Raw genomic sequence first — 19,152 nt, 5'->3', positions numbered from 1 at the left:
TTAAAGTTCTCTGATTTTTAAGTTTCTCCAATGGATAACGCCTTGTTTTCCTCCATGAACTTGCAGTCCAATAAAACCGGTGGGGAACTCATTCTCTTCATCAATCCAATGTGCAGCAGGAATTCCGTTTACCCATGTTTTAAAAACATTCCCTTCTACTTTAATGGTCAATCTGTTCCAGCCACTTCTATCAATAGTATCCTTTAACGGTTTATGTTCAGGCGCTTTAAGTGGATAAAACCAACCTCCACAATTTTGACCGTAGATACCGCCTGACCAACCACGTCCTTTTTTTGCCAAATCTTCCATTTCTGCTTGTGGACCAATTACAGTATTTCTATTAGGGTCTTTTCGGATTCGAGAACGAATTTGAACACCCGAATTTCCATCAACTTCCCATTTCATTTCACAAGTAAAAATAAAATCAGTATACTCTTTATCAGTACATAAAAAAGTACTTGGCCCTGCACTACAAGTCCCAACAATTTCTCCATTAATGACCTCAAATTTCATAGTACCTTGTTGGGTTGACCAACCATTCAAGGTTTTTCCATCAAACAAAGATTTGAATTTTCTACCTTTCAGTTTTGGCTCTTTATCGGTATTTAGCAGCTGTTTTTTATTATTTTGATTGTTCTGTGCTAGAGTTCCCAAACTAATTAAAATAGTACTGAACAGAATGAAAAATTGTTGTTTTGTTCTCATAAAAAATTATTTAATTTTCTTTAATCCAATATTTTATAGATGCTTTGTAGTTTCTGTAAAAGATATAATTTTGATTTTCCATCCATAAAACCACTTCAGGAGCACTTTTTGATAAACCTCTAGGAAGATATGGGCGAACATTATCTAAGGTAGAGTTTTTTGTTATCGCTTCTTTTTCCCAACTTTTACCATTGTTATTGGTTTCCCAACGTTCAATTTCAAAAACACCTTTTATTTGTCTAGAAAGGTACACAACATTTGTGTTATCTGGGTGCAATGATAAACCACCAAAATAATGGGGTTCTTTTTCTACTTTTCCTGCTTCCGTCTTGGGAAACCATTTTCCTGAATCACACATTTTTTTATTTATCCAACCTTCTTCTGTGTATTTTGCATACCAATATTCATGATTTTCTTCAGTAGGGCTTTTGGTATACAACAATACTGGATTTCCATTTCCATCTTGAGCAATATCTGCAATCCAAGCACGACCTTCTTTTTGATTAGAAGTATATACTTTAGAAGCATCTTTTGGCTCAAATGGAATATCTTTTAAGGAACAAATCTGTTCTCCATTGGCTTTGTAAAATGCCCCATTTTCATAATATGCGTAATACACTGAATTGGTAGGTTCGTTTCTAGGATGCCCATCTGTAAACATAATATGAATTTTAGATTCTCCATCTGAATGGTATTTTACATACGGTCTATTATCTTTATCAAAAGGAAAATTAGTGATAAAAACCTTACTTTTTGTCCAATTATGCCCATCATCATCAGACCACATTACATTGGGCTTATAACCTGTCCATCGTCCAAAACAATAAATTCTATTGTTTTCATTTTTCAAACGATAAGGATTGGCATAAGTAACATGATTTAAAGGATATTTATTAAGCTCTTCGTTGCTTACTGGATACAGTAAATTAGCACCTGAAAAAATAGTATTACTCCTATAATCTTTTAACCTGTTGATAAAAAAATCTCTCTTTGCATGTCTTGTGTACACAGCAATAATATCACCAGAATTTGTAACCGTAAAAGCGGGATTATTATGATCGTCTCTTTCAAGTTTATAATACAAGTCGCTTAATTGTATTTTTTTTGTGTTCAAGTCGAAAACTCCAGCTTCTACTGTACCATTCGTTTTAACCCATCCTGTATAAATTGTATTATCTACTAGAATTGCTCTTGGATCTGAAAACCAACACCAAGCACCATCTTTGGTAAGGTATCCTTCTTTAGACTGCCCTATTGATTGTATGCAGATGAATACGAATACAAGTAAGAAAAATTGGTGTTTTAGTGTATTTTGCATTTTGTTTTTGTTTTATTGATATTCTGTATTAAAATTCCAGTTTCCAGCTTCAACTTTAAAGCAAATAAAATTGTCATCTTCACTTGCTAGTTCAATATCTTTTAATTTCTTTTTAAATTTTCCTTTTTTCCAGATTTCTTTACCATTTACCAAAATTTTTGAAATTACTTTGTCTTCTTTAGGAATGTAAACTGTGGCTCTGGTGTTTGCTGGCGTGTTGAAACTTACTTGATATTTCTGTTCTGTTTTTTTAGCCTCTAAAATGATATCTCCTTTCACAGAAGGAACAATTTGTTTAACTGTTGTTAAGTGTGCAAAGTTGGGGTTTACCTCAAAGGTTTCCCAAGCAACACTTGTTGCTTTTATACCTGCAATGTATCTAGACAATACATAATTTGGCGCATTCCAAGCATGATTGTATGTTCCTCTCAGTTTAGGAAGGTATTTTTCATACAAAGTGGTTAACCATTCCTTATTAACCTGTTCTTTATAACGCACTTTCATGCGTTCTAAACCCTTGTCATATTGACCAGTTAACATTATGGCTTCTTCTGCTATCCACTCCATATGCGGACTCGATTTTCTGATTGGTACTAAAACACTATCAACTAAAGTATTGTAATGCTCTTGTTTAGCCAATCCACTTAGAATTGCTAAGGCACTTACACGTTCTTCTATGACTTTATTTTTAGACCCATAACGATTACCTTGCCAATATTCTTTTTCAAAATTGGCTTTGATGCTTGTAATGCGTGTATCATACCAAGCAAGATCTTTAGTTTTCCCAAGTGCTATTGCCATTTTTTTAGCTGACTTTAAGGCCATAAAATACAACACCACATTTGTTGCTACTGGGTCTGTATCGATACCCCAATCTACCCAATTTGCATAGCCTTTTCTGTGTTTTGGCAAACCATTTTCTTGCATATCCCATAACTTTAAATAATTGAAAACGGCTGGATAAGCATTTTCAAGCGTGGCTTTATCTCCTGTATTGTAGTAGTACTGCCAAATCCCTTGATCTATGTATTGTAAACTTTGTCCTGTTAGTTCACTACTTTTTCCACGGTAAGCACCAAAGCCAGGCGCTAACCCTTGAATAGTGTCTCCTTTTCTGTAGGAAATGGTATTGTCAATTCCTTTTTTTAAGAGTAGTCTTCCTGCATCATCAAGTGAATAAAAAATAGCTCCTGTTTGGTCTGCCACATCACCAATCCATAAGCCACGTTCCCTATCTGGACAGTCCATAAAACCATCTCTCGCACAAACGTAAAGTGTATTTCTTGCCATCCACCAAAGTCTGGAAAAATAAGGGTCACTACATTCAAAATGACCAGTCATTTCACCCACTCCAGTCCATCTGTATTTTAGTTCTAGCACCTCTACTCCTGCAGGAATTGAATATTCCACAAAATGACCATTAATCCAAGAATAACTTTCAAATTCCTGTACACCATCTTTAGTAATGTAAGTTCCCTTTAGCATGTTGAAGTGATTGTCCATATCTGCTACAATAGTTTTACCAGCGTTACTATTCACTTTTGAATAGGGCGTTATTTGCTGGTTGAAAGGTAATTTGGCACGAATTATTAGTAAAGAATCTGTTGTGTTCTTAAAAGGTAAATCAACCTTCTCTTTATTCGATTTTAGTGTGAGAGACACGTAGTCTACCAAACCTCTATTATTCCACTGTGGAATGGCTCTTTTTACTAAAGTTCCCCAAGGTTTACTATTTGCAATACCCTTTACGATGGGTTTGTTCCAATCCTTATCATCATAATTACTCGTGTACCAAGCTTGGTTAGACCAATCTCCCAAAGCTTTTCTGGCATCAAACTTTACATTGTAAGCATTAACACGATTGGCACTACCGCCGCCACCGCCACTTTTAGAATCGTAAGCAGGGTGTACTTTCATTTTCCAAGTTGTATTAGATTCTAAAACTTGTTTTCCTAAATCGGCATAAAATAACAAACCGCCTTTACCACTATCGTCATGTACTTTTCGCGTTCTACCCCAATACCATACTAAAATAGCAATGGTATTTTTGCCTTCCTTTAGATATGATTTTAAATTGACCTCATCATAATAATTGGTATCTGGTGCAGCTCCTCGAGCTAAACCGCCTTCAAAAAGGACCATCTCCCCATTAACCCAAAGCCAGTATTTAGTATCTACAGCAATATTTGCCAATGCGTTTTCAGGAATGTCTTTAAGGTTGAATTCTTTTCTAAAGGCCACCCAAGTATTGGCGGGGCCTGCTTCTTCTTGCCAAATCCATTGGGCTTTACCCCAGCTATTTGAATTTGCAGCTGCAGAAATTGAAGTGAGTAAAATCAATACCAAAATGATGATACTTTTTTTAAATTCAGCTTTAATAATCGTCAATATCTTTTTTAACATCTATTTTCTTTAGATTTTAGGTTAGAATTAATCTAACATTAAAATTTCTGCCTCGTTTTTTATTCTGGTAACAGGGCCATTTTCTCCCAAAAGATAAACTTTAGAATAATTGGTACCTTTTATTTTTTGGGTGGCAATAATGCTCGCATCTTTATGTGCATTTCTTATAAATTTTGATAACAAAAATTTGCTTCCTTCTTTAGTATAAAACAAATCGGTTTTCTTAAAATCACGTAAACTAGTATCACTTTTCCACCACGCAATTTCGCCCATAGTTTTATCATTAGAACTTAACAAATAGTTTACAATATTATTTTTATCAATCTGCATTTCTCCACGAGCCTCTTCAGGTAAATTTGTGTTACCACCAATCCATTTTTCACCATTCCATTGGTAGCTTGTTAATTGCTTAGGCCCTCCATGTCTTGAACCATTATCATCACCTTCATACCAGCTAATATGTGGATATCCATAGTGTTTTAAACCAACTTTACCTAAATGATTCCATCTATCGCCAGTGTTTACGGCTAAGGTCATATTATCAGCGTATTCTTTTGTTAAAGGGATTTTTAGGATGTTTCCTTTTACGTTCCTCCATTCATTTTTAACTGTATCAAACACCATATAATAACAATGATGTCTTTCACCAATGTGTACATTATTTATATTTCTACATAAATGATAATTGTATGATACTAGAATTTCATTATCGGTTCCTACCTTTAAATCGACATACCAAGAATCCCATGCATTGGGTGTCTTTGAATCATCTAAAACTGGTTTCGCTTTTAAAAATGAAACCTCTGGAGAAAATGTAAGACCATTATCTTTAGATACCTGATATACCCAATTACTACGATGCGCTCCATGACGATAAAACAAATAGATATCTCCATTTGCCATTTTTAAAAATTGGCTGTAAGTTCCAAAAGGCGAAACATTGTCTACCTCCTCCCAACCACTGATATCCATTGGTTTTTTAGACTTTACATGAATCTGTTTACCACCATTATAGTTACCTAATGTATTTTCACCTAATGCCCTAGTACCCCCATGACCACCAAAAGCCACGTGAATATAGCCTTCATTATCAACAACTAAAGTTGGTCTCCCATGGTTATCAATCTTTTTTGAATTAGTTTTACCTAAGACGCTTGTTCCTGCTTTGTAAGGTCCCATCCACTTCTTGCTTTTATGGTCATAAGCAGCCACATAAGGGTCTTCTTTTTCGCCTTGATACGTGATATAAGTTATTCCTTTATAATACTCCCCAGCATTACCAACTATAGGATTACCAAAGGCATTGTTCGCTAAATAATCTACATGTTCTTGTTCTGATTGACAAGACACATGATTTATGATAAATAGCAGTAGAAAAATTGAATAATAAAATTTCATCGATTTATTAAATAGTTTAAAGACTATTTTACTCTTGTATTTCAAGGTTACGAATTAAACAAGCTGCGTATTCTCCAGCTGTTCCTCTTATACGAAAAGCAACATGCCCTCCAGTTAATGCATTCTTGTCTGTTGTTTTTAAAATAGTTTCGCCATCAACCTTTAACCAAATTTGATTTTCATCTTGCCCAATTTCTATACTATAAAAAATTCCAGGGTGCATGATATTTTTATCTAGTGACACTAAATCTGGTGATTCACCTTTAATTGCTGGATATTTTCTAATGAACGGCGTCTTGTTATGAGGTGCATTTCTAAACGCATAGAAATAACTTTCTTTATCATGTATCCAAAGCCCCATAGCGCCGTCATAATCGTGAGGTAGGGAAATATTATTGGAATCACCCATATCTGAAACTGACATCATTGCAACTAAAACAGACGCTGGTGTAAGCGTCATAACATCGTATTTTATGGTTACTTTATTGGAGTAACTTTTCGGACTTACAATCATGACACCACTACTTTTTAATGGGTCTTCTTTCATAAAAAACATATTGTTTTTCATGACTTGTTTGCTGCCTTGGCCCCAGAAAGTCCATGCATTCAAATCGGTAGGCGTCATTTTTTGTGCCTGTACAAGGAGGCATGACAGCGCCACTAATATAAAAGCGATATACTTTGTCATATTTAAAAATTATTGTGATTACATGCAACGGTTTGCATTATATACTTTGTTAAGTTGTTGTAATTATTTGTATTCGGCATTCAAATGCCATGCACCAGATGACACTTTAAATTTCAAAAATTGATCATCTTCACCTACATAACTTAATCCTGGAATTTTCTTTTTTGACTTTCCGTTCTCCCAAATAGATTTACCATTTATTTTAACAGAAACAACTTGTTTTTCAGATTTTGGAACCCCAATAATTGCCATAGTCTCTTTAGGCGATTCCAAATTTAACTGATATGACTTATCTGTTTTATTTATTTCAATATCAATATCACCTTTAACAGTTGGAATGGTTTTTTCAATATTTTTGAAATGTACCAATGTTGGCATAATTTGAAATTCACTCCAAGCTACTTTAGTAGGTTTGACACCTGCTACATATTTTGATAAAATGGTGTTAGAACCGTTCCAAGCATGATTGTAACTACCTTTATTTCCGAATTTTTCATAAAGTGTTGAAATTGAAGTTTTATCTACTTGGCTTTGGTACATTTCCTTCATACGTTGTAAAGAAGCTTTTGGTCTACCTGCTATAAACATGGCCTCCTCTGCCATCCATTCAAAATGTGGACTAGAAAAACGATTTGGCAACAACACATTATCAACAATCTGATTGTAATATTCTGGACTAGCAATACCAGAAACAATGGCTATAGCATTGGCCCTATCATCTTTAAATTTTTCTGGATTTGTACTGTAAAAACCGTCTTTCCAAAACTCATTTTCGTAAGCCGATTTCATGGAAGTCATGCGTTTATCGTACCATTGTATATGGTCTTCTTTCCCTAAAATTTCTGCCATTTTTTTTGCTTCTCTTAACGCTAGGTAGTAAAATGCCATTTGTATTGGTTCTTGGTCTATGGTACCTTTTACACCCCAATCGAGCCAGTTCCAAGAATCTGGACTTTTACCTTTTCTGTATTCTGGAAATCCGTTTTCCTTCATAGGAAATAAATCCAAATACCTAAATAAATAGGGATACGCAATTTCAAGGGTTTCTTTATCTCCTGTATTCAAATAATAAGGCCAAACCACTTGCGAAATAAATTGTAAACTCTGGCAAACCAACTCACGAACACGCAATGGGCCTAAAGCGCCAATAACATCATCCTGACTAAAATATACCGTCTGTAAAATAGCTTTTTTTAAGAGCTGACGTCCAGCATCGTCCATGGCATAAAACAAATAACCAGTTTGGTCTGCAACATCGCCAATCCACAAAGCACGTTCTCGATCTGGACAATCCATAAAATTATCGCGAGCACAAACAAAAAGCGTATTATTACCCATATCCCACAAACGGTTGTAAAATGGATCGTCTATCTTAAAACTACCCGCCATTTCGCCAACACTCATCCATCTGTATTTTAACGCCTTTATTTTTACGCCTGCAGGAATGGTATATTGCACTTCATGACCATTAAACCATGAGTAACTTTCAAACTTTTGAAGTCCGTCTTTGGCAATATAAATAGCGTTGATTTTATTTCTATTGTTATCTGTAGTAATAAAAATACTATCGCCTGCTTTTGCTTCAATTTCCAGATATGGTGTTACTTGCTTATTGAACGGCAATCTCGCTATGATGGTTGTGCCTTCACTAACAAACGGGAATTTCAATTCCTCATGATTTGCATAATTCTGTAAACCATGATTGATTAAATGAGGTACAATATTCTTTTCAATATTATACCAAGGTGCAACACCTAATTGACCTTTTTCTGAAGCGTTTGCCCAATTAGCATCGTTAAAATTTTTACTATACCAAGCTTTATCTGTCCAATCATTTAAAGCTTCTCTAGCATCAAATTTTACAGAATATTGCACTAAAGACTTACTTGCTGGCGCTATGGTATTGTCATAACCTGTATGTTGTAATACTTTCCAGCTGCTATCAGAAACTAAGTGTTGATTTCCTATTTCTGAAGAGAATAACAAACCGCCTTTTCCACTGTCAATGTGAGTGCCTTTGTGGGTTTCACGCCCCCAAAACCACACCAAAATAGCTATGGTGTTTTTTCCTTTTTTTAAATAAGGTTGAATGTTTAACGTTTCATACCAAGAGTTGGCTGGTGTAATTTTTTCTTTACGATTCCACGCTCCAGCTTGACTTGGCCCTCTGGATAAACCACCTTCGAAAATTACCATTTCGCCATTAACCCAAAGCCAAAATTTACTATCTACTGAGATGTAAGCTTCAACTTCTTCTGGTATTTCATTGAGTTCTATTGTTTTTCTAAAACTCATCCAAGTATTAGCAGGACTATCATCTTCTTGCCAAATCCATTGGGCGTTTTTCCAATTAGGGTTGGTGGCAAAAGCTGAATTACTTAGAATTACGAATAAAAAAACTACTGCATTTTGTAGCAATTGAATTGATTTAGATTTTGTTGACATTACTGATTATCTGTATTAAATGCTTTTTTTCGGTTTAAGACGGAAAATTAACCAAAGTTTGCATTTTAATTGTCCTGTAATGTCATGAGTAACCGTAAAAAAATTTAGCAAATTTTGACTACTCTTAGGTTTACTCAAGCTTATTTGCAATATGCCCCACACCAATAGCACAATGATGCGATGGACCTTGTTTAGACCATTCGTTCATAAAAGCTCGTGCGCCAATAGAAAAACGGTAACGACTGTTAGTATTACCAATATGAAGCACTGGCCCTTCAACCGATTCGCCTTCTGCGACTAATAAAAATACATCGTCTTTACCTTCTACTACCGATAACAACGTCACTGGACCATGTTGTACGGTCATTTGGATGGATAAACCTTTTCCTGGTTTGCCGTGATATACGGGTAAATGCACTAGCTGTACTCTGCCTTCGGCAATAGCGAAATGTGCTGGACCATCGTACACCACAGGCCCTCCTGTAACTTTCCAACTTAAATCACTTAAATGTCTTTTGAAGTGCCATCTTCATAGTCTACCTTTATACGACACATTAATTTTGGCTGACCAATCAATCCATCCATTTTTTTATAATATCCCCTGTGGTCGTAAGCCATCATACCGTAAAAGCCACGCCCTAACATCACTCCTGCTACGTTAGCGCCATTTTTTACGTCGTTGGTAATTAGTGTGTGGCGTATAAAATGGTTTTTCTATAATCTGTCCAACCCGGATCTAAAACGGAATTCCCTATCTTTTTACTATTGATGTAAAACTCTTAATACCCAATACCACTTATGTATGCCTTGGCACGTTTTACCTTTTTTGTACATCGAAACCTTTACGTAAAAGTGGTGCAGGATCGTGTTTTTTGTCATCAAAAAAATGGTACTGTTCAAACATGTTTAAATGTGCGCCAAAATAACTTGGCAGTTGAAATTCGGTTACCGAAAATAAACCCGTTGAAAATGTTACGGTTTTACTCCAACTTGGGATATTATTTTTATCCCAAACCCTTACTTTCCAGTAATACTCGCTTGCTGGTTGCAAAGGCTTGCCCTTGTAGACTATTTGTGTAGTTTCGTCACTTCTTACTTTTTTAGAATTGTAAACATCACCAATATTTTTTTTAATATATTCTTTTGAAGTAGATACAATCAATTGGTAACTTTTTTGATACTGCCCAGCTTCGTTTGATTTTAATTTCCAGAAAAAACGCGGTTTTTTTGACATCTAAGCCTTCTGGATTTTCTCTTTACTCCAATTTTAAATCGTAAGGAATAATTTGCGAAAATAGAGCGCAGGGTATTATTAAAATAATTAGGAATATTATAGCTTTATTTAAAGAATTCATAGATACTTCTTTATTGACATTGATATTCACTAGCTTTAGTTTAGTAAAATATTTCCTAGAGGTTATAAATTACTATGCTATACTTTGTAAAAAGTTTATTTACAAAATCAATACATTTTGTTATTTAACTTTTTCTTTAACTCCTCAACTAATTCTGGGTTTTCATCAGCAATATTCTTGGTTTCTTTTTCTGCAGAGGTATGATCATATAATTCCACAAATCCATCTTTATGAAGTGTCATCCTGTGCGTTGATGTTCTGATGGTTGAAGCTTTACTAGTGTATGCTACCGCAGTGTGGCCAATCATATCAGGATCTACTAAAATCTCTTTAACTGATTCCCCTTTCGCATAATTAGGCGTTTCAATACCCGCTAAATCACATAAGGTTGGAAAAATATCAACTGTTTCAACAATGGCATTGGTGTTAGCACCTTTATTCTTCATGCCAGGATAATGTATTATAAGAGGTGCATGTAAGGACTCCTCGAACAGACTATGTTTTCCCCAAATAGCATGTTCTCCTAGGTGCCACCCGTGGTCTCCCCACAACATAACAATCGTATTCTTATCTGCTCCTGTCCGTATTAATTCTGCCAGTACTTTGCCTACTTGGGCATCGGCATAACTCACACATGCCGCATAATGACGGCGTACATCGTCAGCAAAAGCAGCATCTTTATTAGGATTTTTACCCCAGCTATTGTATTTCTTGAACTCGCCAGACCCGTGCCATGTGGTTTTTCCATGTGGTCTTTCAGGATGGCTTATTTCTGGCAACGCAACACCTTCATAATTATCATAGTAAGATTTTGGCGCCCCAAAAGGCAGGTGCGGTTTGATAATACCAACGGCAAGAAAAAACGGTTTCTCGTTTGTACTAGTAAGCTCTCGTAATTGTTTTAAAGCTTCATCGGCAATTGCGCCATCTGGATAGGTATAATCATCGCCTTCCACGGATTGAAAAACGTCCATATTACCTGCTTTCTCCCGAATCTCGCCATGGGCTAATCCGTGCATCATGCCACGAGGATGTTCCCATTCGGCTACCGGCATTAGGTGTTTATCCCAAGCATTTGGCATTTCAATTTTTGTGCTGTCATTCCAATTTTTGCCTCCTCGACCTCCAGGATGGTGTGATACTTTACCTACAGAAACCGTCGTGTAACCATTACTTTTAAACCACTCGGGCATGCTTTTATCAATTTCTTCAGCGCCTTCATTCATTTTTTTTGCCCGAAGAAAAAGTGCATTATTACCAGCTGGTCCGTAATGACCTGTCAATAAAGTATATCGTGATGGCCCGCAACTTGGAGCATTAACATAATGATTTTGAAATGCAACACCTACTGCGGCTAAAGCATCAATATTTGGCGAGTGAATATAATCTGCTCCAAAGCTTTTCAATTCAGGACGCAGGTCATCCACACAAATGAGCAGCACATTAGGTTTTTGGTTAACTTGTTTTTTTTGACATCCTGTTATTAGGAACAAGGAAAACAGCGCACAAAAAAATGGTATGTTTTTTTTAATTTTCATTATGTTATGTTTTATTTTTTTTTAAATATTACTATGTCTATTGCGCCATGAAGCTCTTGCCTTTATTTAATTCACAAATATTCTAGTTGCAATCAAGACATAGTAACAACTATAATCATTTGTATAGAATACTTTAACGTAAGGTAAACGCTCCCTTGAGTTTAATATCTGCGGAAGAAGTCCCTACATGAACATTGAATACTCCCGGTTCAACAATCCAAGTATTATCTAATCCTAACATTTCTAAATCGCGCTTAGGATTGATAGTAAATGTAACCTTACGAGACGCTCCTTTTTTCAATGATAAGCGTTCAAAACCACGTAGCAATTGGTCAAACGGAGACACAGATGCAATTTGGTCTCTAAGATATAACTGTACTACCTCATCGCCATCACGATTTCCTGTGTTTTTTACAGTACAACTAATGGTTATGGTATCAGTAACAGAAGGGTTTTCAGGACTTATGTTCAAATCATCATATTCAAAAGAGGTATAACTCAAGCCGTGCCCAAAATGATAAAGCGGATCAACTAAGCGCGTTTGTCCCCATCCGTTAGGATCATTTTTTCTACTTTGTCCGCCCCAAGCTAAAACGCGGTAAGGAAATGCCATAGGTAATTGTCCCACGGTGCGGGGAAAAGTAACAGGTAATTTTCCTCCTGGGTTATAATCACCAAATAAGGTTTCGACAACAGCCTGTCCCACTTTCTCGCCACCAAACCAACTTACAATTATTCCGGGAACATTTTCATCGGTCCAGTTTATAGAAGCCGCTCGACCAATCATAAGAACTACAGTAACAGGCTTACCTGATTTTACCATTTCCTGAATCAATAAGCGTTGATGCCCAGGTAAATTAAGCGACGTTCTTGAGTGCGCTTCGCCAGTTGTAAAATGATCATCGCCCACCACCACTACAATAGCATCGGCTTGCTTGGCTTTTTCTTTAGCTTCATTCAGTTGTGCCCATTCCTCTTCATTAGGCTCCGTAGGCATTACATCCGATTTGGGAAACATCGCATCGATATGCTTACAGCCTTCGGCATACAACACATTTACCTGATCTCCTAAAAAGGCCTTAATTCCTCTAAAAGGAGTGATTACTTTAGATTGGCCTGGTCCATATTTACTAATCATTGGCCCTTTATGATTGGCATTTGGCCCGGTAACCAATAATGTTTTTATTTGTTTTGCATCCAAGGGTAAAGCCTTGTCTTCGTTCTTAACAAGAACAATCGCTTTTCTAGCCGCTTCTAGGGTTATCCCCTCGTGTTCTTCATTATGCACGATTGCGTTAGCTTTATCGGCATCCACAAAAGGGGTATCAAAAAGGCCGAGTTTAAATTTTACTCTTAAAACGTCTGAGACTCTGGAATTCAAAGTCTCTTCTGTTACTTTACCTTGTTCTAAAGCATCACGCAAGGGTTGTACCAAATCTTCCATAGATTTAAAATCAGTACGTACATTAAGTCCTGCATTGTAGGCCGTTGCAATAGCATCGACCACCGATGGTGATGTTTTATGTCGGGTGAACATCCAGAAATCAGCTCCACTATCGGATACGACATACCCTTTAAAGCCGTATTGATTTCTCAACAGTTCGGTTAAAAAATAATGACTTCCTGTAACCGGAACTCCATCATAACTATTCAATGAGCTCATGGTTCCCATTATATCGGTTTCAGTGAACACCTTGCGGAAAGGGGCGAGCAACAATTCGTGCATGTCACGAAAAGGCACTTGTGGATCGGTACGGCAGCGACCATCACGCCCACCAGCAGGTGCGCTATAAGCCGCAAAGTGCTTTGCTGTTGCAGCCATTCCTGCCGACTGAATACCATTCACTTGGGCTTTTCCCATCTCGCCCACTAAAAAGGGATCTTCTCCATAGCACTCTACAGCGCGTCCCCATCTTGGGTCTCTACTTACATCTAGTATTGGAGAATACACATTGGTATACCCTACAGCTTTACCTTCTTTTCCTGTTACCTCGCCCACTCGTCTTACCAAATCCAAATCCCAAGTGGCACCAATTCCCGTTTGATTTGGGAAATTAGATGCATTGATATACCCGACACCACGAATACCTTCACAGGTAAAATCAACTGGAATCCCCAACCGTGTTTCTTCTAAAAACCACGCTTGAATTTCATTCATTAACTCAGCGTGTTCTTTAAAACCGAGATAAGGCTTTATGCCTCCTCGTCCATTCATGTGCTCGTCTAAGTTACCTGCACCATCTTTCCAAATACGTTTTTTCCAATCTTCTGTAGGATGTATGTCTTTAATGACTCTTTTGTACCCATAAATAGTTCCGAACTGACAGGTTTTTTCATCTAATGTCATTTGAGACAATAAGTCTTCTACACGTTTATCTATAGGTGCATTCGGATTTTCGTAGACATCCATTTTCCCATTTTTGTTCAAATCATTCCACCCTTCTTTGTAAATTTTAGAATTTGTCTGCGCTATACTTAGTGTTGAAAACAACAGCAGTAAGTAGCTTATGGTAAAAAGTTTTTGTTTCATTTTATTTTTAATTTCTTTCAACTTAAAATTGAAATTGCTTTAATACTTCGGGAGCTCATTTGATATGATTTAACCCAGAATAAGGGTCTCTATTAACAAATACGAACTACTCGTAAATTTAACAAGTTTCCTAATTTCTCAATCTTATTTGCAATATGCCCCACACCAATAGCACAATGATGCGATGGGCCTTGTTTAGACCATTCGTTCATAAAAGCTCGTGCACCAATAGAAAAACGGTAACGGCTGTTAGTATTACCAATATGAAGCACTGGCCCTTCAACCGATTCACCCTCTGCAACTAACAAAAACACATCGTCTTTACCTTCTACAACTGACAATAAGGTCACTGGGCCATGTTGCACCGTCATTTGGATAGACAAGCCTTTTCCAGGTTTGCCGTGATACACGGGTAATGGTACTAACTGTACTCTACCTTCGGCAATGGCAAAATGCGCTGGACCATCGTGTCCAAGCATCACAATATCATCATTAAAATCCATTGCATAAAATTCTGAGAACGACCCACCAACGCCAAAGGCATCCATGATTTTCATAGCTTGAGCATTTTTAACTTCATACTCACCAGCCACAGGAACATTTTTTCCTGTTAGAAGCGTGTTACCTGCGATGACAGAAGTAACTATATTTTCGTAGTCGTTAGCCGTTTCGCCTTCATAGTAATAAGCCATAGAACCCAGTTTATGGTTTTCAACCAATTTATCTAGAGCTATGGAGGTTTTTGCGGCACGCACTAATTCAGATTGTTCACAGGCATCAATGACTTCGAAGGCACTTCTAAATTCAGTGATTTTTTCTTCAATCTCTTGCTCGGTAACAGCATCGCGGTATTTTTTAACTTCACACATTTCTACAATTTCAATGTGGGTACCAAAAGCAGCCGATTGTTTAGTTAAATCTGCGTAAACATCTAACATGCCACAGTAATAATGCCCTAAAACACCCAAGCGATTATTCGCCATAACTTTAGCAACTTTGGCAGCATCAATCCAATCTTGAATGTCGTCCCAAACCGCTTGCTCGTCTAAATATCCCGTAACAAATTCATAATCTATTCCCGAGCGGTTAAACACATTAGCCAACTCCGGTACCGAACACGCCTGACAATGCGCAAGCCATTCACCTGTCATGGTGCCTCGGTCTCCAAGTTTATTAAAACTCTCGTAATCAATCGCAGCCACAGGTTGAATATTCAAAATAATAGTTGGACATTTTAACTTTTGAACTACGGGCAACACAGTTGAGGATAATGCATACGTAGACACATATAAAAACAAGATATCAACATCTTCCTTTTTTAGAATTTCAGCTTTATCTCGAGCCACTTGAGGCGCATCTACCAAACCAACATTTATCACCTCGGCACCAAAGCCTTCCATTTTATCTGCAATTTGTTGCTGATAGCCTTCCAATCGTTCTAATAAACCTTCGAACTGGGGCCAATACGTATCTAAACCGATACCAAATAATCCTACTTTCATCTGCTACTATTTATTTAAAAATTTTAATTTCTTTGATTGAGGGGGCTTTATCTGCTGCTTCAATGAATACCCTACACTTATTAGAGGTTACTGCATTAAAAACATGTTCTTTATTAGCTCCACATTTAGAGCCGTTAGTCAAAATAACCCACTCATCATTTTGAAAATATTCAATGGTATATTTTGAAATATTTTGTCCGTATTCATCAATACGCACTTTGCTAAATATTTGAGGCTTTACCCATTCTACCTCTAAATATTGATTCGTATTACCGTTGGCAAGCCATCTAGTTTCTTGATTGTCATCATTAGCCTTGAAGGCCTCAAATCCCGGTAGTTTTTCGGTTTCAATAAACATGGATGATGCATTCATTCTTGCAATTGATGCTAAGTTGCTGGATGAATGTGTCGGGTCTGGAAATTCTGTTTTCGGTAATGCATTCACTTTAAAATCATAAATACCTGAGGCTACATTGTATATTATGTAATTACCAACCGCTTCATTTTTTTCTGAACCAACATATTCAATACCTTCAGATGTTTCAGCTAATTGTTCACCTTCATAAACATTATTTTTATCATTTGCTGGTAAATACACCCTTGCCGAAGTGTTTGCTGGAATTTCAATATGAAACAAAGCACCATCATCCTGTTTTTCCCAATTGACAACGATAGTACCGTACATGGATTTGTATTCGGTATTTGCAAATTTTAAATCGCCCACAAGCGCAGGTTTAATCAACATCTCTTGCATACCCAGGTGTTCTGGATTGGGACGAATACCACCAAAACCTTTGATAAAATAACCACCGATACCAGTGTAACAGGTGTGAATTTGACTATTACCAACCGCAGACCAACGCTCTGGCCATGTGGTATGTCCTTGCTCTAAAAAGTAACCATAGCTTGGGTGATGTTTATCTTTTAACAACTCATAAACCAAATCCATACGCTCTCCAGATTCAATGAAATAACGTGTGTAAAGTGCTTGCCCAGAACTCCCTGTGTCATAGTACGGAAAATCATATAGCACATTATTTACAAGTTGTGCTGTTACTTTATCCTGAGATTCTTCAGGCGTTACTCCCGCAAGTAGTGCAAACGCTTGATTCACCTGAATACCATCTAAATACTTTCCAGTATCAGTATTATAGGACAACCTATGTGTAGCTTTTTGTTGTACTTCTAATCGCTTTGCATATTCCTTTTCATCTTCCGTTTTACCCAAAGCCTTAGCTATTCCCTTAGCACATTGTAACATATAGGCATATAAACAATTATTAAAGTGGGCTGCTCCAGGAGAATTACTACTTGTCCAAAAATTACCACGTGGCGTGCACCAATCGCCTAACCCAGGCATTTCGCGTTTACCACGCTCGCCAATTTTTAGAGCTCCTCCTTGACTAAAATTGGAATTCTTGTATAACCAATTCATCCATTTTTGCATGGATTCATAATTATCTTCCAACACCTTTTTATCACCTAACATGCGGTAGGTTTCCCAAACGGTTAAAGGGCTATTTGCCTTCCACATTAAAAACGGACGGTCTTCTTCATTAATTACAGCACGTATTTTTCCATCCCCAAATTGGGCATCTCTGGTATATTGTAAATATTGGTCCATGTAAGCACCACTTTCAAAGTTAGGTAAAGCATCACCGTACATTGCGGCAACTGTAACTTCACCCCAACCACGACGTTCACGGTGTGGACAATCAACCAAAATACCATCCATAGTGTTCGCTAAATAAGTATCAAGATTTACTTCGTAAATTTTATTCAACAATGAATCGGAAGATTTAAATTGACTAATTTGTTTTCTATCGTTGGTCACTACGTAACCTTTTGCGTCATATACCCTTGGTTCATACTTTAAACCATAAACCGTAATATAACGACCGCCTGCTACGTTAAAACGATTGGTAAATGTGCCTTTTCCCGACTTCCCAAAAATGTATTTACTTTTTTGCTTCCAATTCATCACTACTTCTTTTTGGTCGCTTATTTCAAAAAGTACAGAATCGCCTTCCACTCCATTTTGTAACTTCATTTCGAAGAAACCTGTATAATTGCGCCCCATATCTATACGAAAGGTACCATCTCTGTTGTTTCTAATGGCCTTAGCTCTAAATGCCTCAAATTTTACCTGAGGCTCCACCATTTGTGAACTTAATTCTGCCTTTATGGGTCCATATAAAGCCCTAAACGCTCTATCTTTTTTGCTATTCAATGCGATACTGATATTATTCCCCTCGGGTATTTGTGCGTTTAATGCTTCGTGGTTATACACAGTAGCATTTATCCAATCGCTATCGTCATAATCGGCATTACACCAATCGTCTTCCTTTTTTCTGTCATCAATGGTTTCACCGCCAAAACGTAAAATGTCCCAATCGCCGTAATATTCAGAATGGCTTTTTTTGGTTTTCCATGAAGTATCAGATTTTAAAGTTATTTCTTCATCGCCAACTGCAATTTCTGCCTGGGCTTTAAACACAAAAGGAATATTCCTGTACTCTCTAATACGTCGCCATCGAGACCAACCCGCAGCATGCCAAATGGCAATCACATTATCACCTTCCTTCAATTTATCCGAAACATCATAAGTGAGGTAAGGAATCCGTTTTTTCATATATGAAGACACTGGGTTTAGTACGTTATCTGTAATTTTTTCTCCATTAACATACAATTCGTGATAACCGAAAGAGCCAACGAATACAAATGCGGAAGACGGATTTTCTTTTAATTCAAAATTCTTTCTATACCAGTTATGGTCTGTCTTTTCTTGGTCTGATTTCATAATCCATTCGCCATTCCAGTCAGATTGGCTTAACAAGCCCATAGAAAATGAAGCGGGCTCGCTCCAGCTTGAAGCGACTTCATCTTTATCCCAAATTTTTACTTTCCAGAAGTATTGTTTCGCCGATTCTAATGTTTTTCCTTGATAATTGACATTTACCGATTGGTTGGTTTCAATTTTATCAGAATCCCAAACATCGCCATTATTGCTTTCCAAATGTTCTAAAGTACTTGACACTAATATTTGATAAGCAGTTTGTTTTTGTCCTCTTGTTTTTAAATCCTCTAGCAATTTCCAACTTAACCTTGGTGCTGTATTATCAATTCCCAAAGGGTTCGATTTATATTCACATTTCAGCTCCGTAACCTTCACTTCGGAAGGTTTAGTATTACAACTACTAAACAGATTTATAACCAATACAATGATTAGATATGTTCCAAAATTCCTTAGATATTTCATCCTAATATTTT

At 36.9% G+C, this 19,152-nt stretch carries 14 protein-coding genes; all 14 read right to left on the bottom strand.

What is annotated here, in order from left to right; genetic code table 11:
* Positions 1-705 (bottom strand): DUF1080 domain-containing protein, encoded by a 705-nt coding sequence (locus M0214_RS09995; protein ID WP_248722424.1) that lies wholly within the window; start codon positions 703-705, stop codon positions 1-3.
* 10 nt (positions 706-715) lie between these two features.
* Positions 716-2,023, bottom strand: coding sequence for a BNR-4 repeat-containing protein (locus tag M0214_RS09990; RefSeq protein WP_248722423.1), 1,308 nt, complete (start codon positions 2,021-2,023; stop codon positions 716-718).
* Between the two features lie 12 nt (positions 2,024-2,035).
* On the bottom strand, positions 2,036-4,426 hold the full coding sequence (locus M0214_RS09985; RefSeq protein ID WP_248722422.1) for an alpha-L-rhamnosidase C-terminal domain-containing protein: 2,391 nt from the start codon (positions 4,424-4,426) through the stop codon (positions 2,036-2,038).
* Between the two features lie 27 nt (positions 4,427-4,453).
* On the bottom strand, positions 4,454-5,824 hold the full coding sequence (locus M0214_RS09980) for a BNR-4 repeat-containing protein (RefSeq protein WP_248722421.1): 1,371 nt from the start codon (positions 5,822-5,824) through the stop codon (positions 4,454-4,456).
* A gap of 28 nt (positions 5,825-5,852) precedes the next feature.
* Positions 5,853-6,512 carry a hypothetical protein gene (locus M0214_RS09975; protein WP_248722420.1) on the bottom strand — a complete coding sequence of 220 codons (660 nt, stop codon included), beginning with the start codon at positions 6,510-6,512 and terminating at the stop codon, positions 5,853-5,855.
* A gap of 63 nt (positions 6,513-6,575) precedes the next feature.
* Positions 6,576-8,957 (bottom strand): alpha-L-rhamnosidase C-terminal domain-containing protein, encoded by a 2,382-nt coding sequence (locus M0214_RS09970; RefSeq protein ID WP_248722419.1) that lies wholly within the window; start codon positions 8,955-8,957, stop codon positions 6,576-6,578.
* A 130-nt stretch (positions 8,958-9,087) separates the two neighbouring features.
* Positions 9,088-9,429 (bottom strand): hypothetical protein, encoded by a 342-nt coding sequence (locus M0214_RS09965; protein ID WP_248722418.1) that lies wholly within the window; start codon positions 9,427-9,429, stop codon positions 9,088-9,090.
* 32 nt (positions 9,430-9,461) lie between these two features.
* Positions 9,462-9,644 carry an alpha-L-rhamnosidase N-terminal domain-containing protein gene (locus M0214_RS15290; protein WP_256467964.1) on the bottom strand — a complete coding sequence of 61 codons (183 nt, stop codon included), beginning with the start codon at positions 9,642-9,644 and terminating at the stop codon, positions 9,462-9,464.
* Positions 9,644-9,727, bottom strand: a complete 84-nt coding sequence (locus M0214_RS15335) for an alpha-L-rhamnosidase N-terminal domain-containing protein (RefSeq protein WP_371873557.1) — start codon at positions 9,725-9,727, stop codon at positions 9,644-9,646. The genes M0214_RS15290 and M0214_RS15335 overlap by 1 nt, the downstream gene beginning before the upstream one ends.
* Positions 9,728-9,774: 47 nt before the next feature.
* Entirely contained in the window at positions 9,775-10,191 is a 417-nt protein-coding gene (locus M0214_RS09955; RefSeq protein WP_248722417.1) for a hypothetical protein, read from the bottom strand.
* Positions 10,192-10,419: 228 nt separating this feature from the next.
* Positions 10,420-11,850, bottom strand: coding sequence for a sulfatase (locus M0214_RS09950; protein WP_248722416.1), 1,431 nt, complete (start codon positions 11,848-11,850; stop codon positions 10,420-10,422).
* A 133-nt stretch (positions 11,851-11,983) separates the two neighbouring features.
* Positions 11,984-14,380, bottom strand: a complete 2,397-nt coding sequence (locus tag M0214_RS09945; RefSeq protein ID WP_248722415.1) for a glycoside hydrolase family 3 N-terminal domain-containing protein — start codon at positions 14,378-14,380, stop codon at positions 11,984-11,986.
* A gap of 92 nt (positions 14,381-14,472) precedes the next feature.
* The gene (locus tag M0214_RS09940) at positions 14,473-15,882 is read right to left on the bottom strand and encodes an L-fucose/L-arabinose isomerase family protein (protein WP_248722414.1); all 1,410 of its coding nucleotides are present in this window, start codon (positions 15,880-15,882) and stop codon (positions 14,473-14,475) included.
* 10 nt (positions 15,883-15,892) lie between these two features.
* The gene (locus M0214_RS09935; protein ID WP_248722413.1) at positions 15,893-19,141 is read right to left on the bottom strand and encodes a family 78 glycoside hydrolase catalytic domain; all 3,249 of its coding nucleotides are present in this window, start codon (positions 19,139-19,141) and stop codon (positions 15,893-15,895) included.
* Positions 19,142-19,152 lie beyond the last annotated feature (11 nt).

The organism is Seonamhaeicola sp. ML3 (genome assembly GCF_023273855.1).
Taxonomy (GTDB): Bacteria; Bacteroidota; Bacteroidia; order Flavobacteriales; family Flavobacteriaceae; genus Seonamhaeicola.
The sequence above is the reverse complement of the archived record's forward strand: the minus strand, read 5'-3'. Positions and strand labels throughout refer to the sequence as shown.

Excerpts from the sequence above, each read along its gene's own strand:
- M0214_RS09995 (WP_248722424.1), bottom strand. The coding sequence starts at position 705 with ATGAGAACAAAACAACAATTTTTCATTCTGTTCAGTACTATTTTAATT.
- M0214_RS09990 (WP_248722423.1), bottom strand. The coding sequence starts at position 2,023 with ATGCAAAATACACTAAAACACCAATTTTTCTTACTTGTATTCGTATTC.
- M0214_RS09985 (WP_248722422.1), bottom strand. The coding sequence starts at position 4,426 with ATGTTAAAAAAGATATTGACGATTATTAAAGCTGAATTTAAAAAAAGT.
- M0214_RS09980 (WP_248722421.1), bottom strand. The coding sequence starts at position 5,824 with ATGAAATTTTATTATTCAATTTTTCTACTGCTATTTATCATAAATCAT.
- M0214_RS09975 (WP_248722420.1), bottom strand. The coding sequence starts at position 6,512 with ATGACAAAGTATATCGCTTTTATATTAGTGGCGCTGTCATGCCTCCTT.
- M0214_RS09970 (WP_248722419.1), bottom strand. The coding sequence starts at position 8,957 with ATGTCAACAAAATCTAAATCAATTCAATTGCTACAAAATGCAGTAGTT.
- M0214_RS09955 (WP_248722417.1), bottom strand. The coding sequence starts at position 10,191 with ATGTCAAAAAAACCGCGTTTTTTCTGGAAATTAAAATCAAACGAAGCT.
- M0214_RS09950 (WP_248722416.1), bottom strand. The coding sequence starts at position 11,850 with ATGAAAATTAAAAAAAACATACCATTTTTTTGTGCGCTGTTTTCCTTG.
- M0214_RS09945 (WP_248722415.1), bottom strand. The coding sequence starts at position 14,380 with ATGAAACAAAAACTTTTTACCATAAGCTACTTACTGCTGTTGTTTTCA.
- M0214_RS09940 (WP_248722414.1), bottom strand. The coding sequence starts at position 15,882 with ATGAAAGTAGGATTATTTGGTATCGGTTTAGATACGTATTGGCCCCAG.
- M0214_RS09935 (WP_248722413.1), bottom strand. The coding sequence starts at position 19,141 with ATGAAATATCTAAGGAATTTTGGAACATATCTAATCATTGTATTGGTT.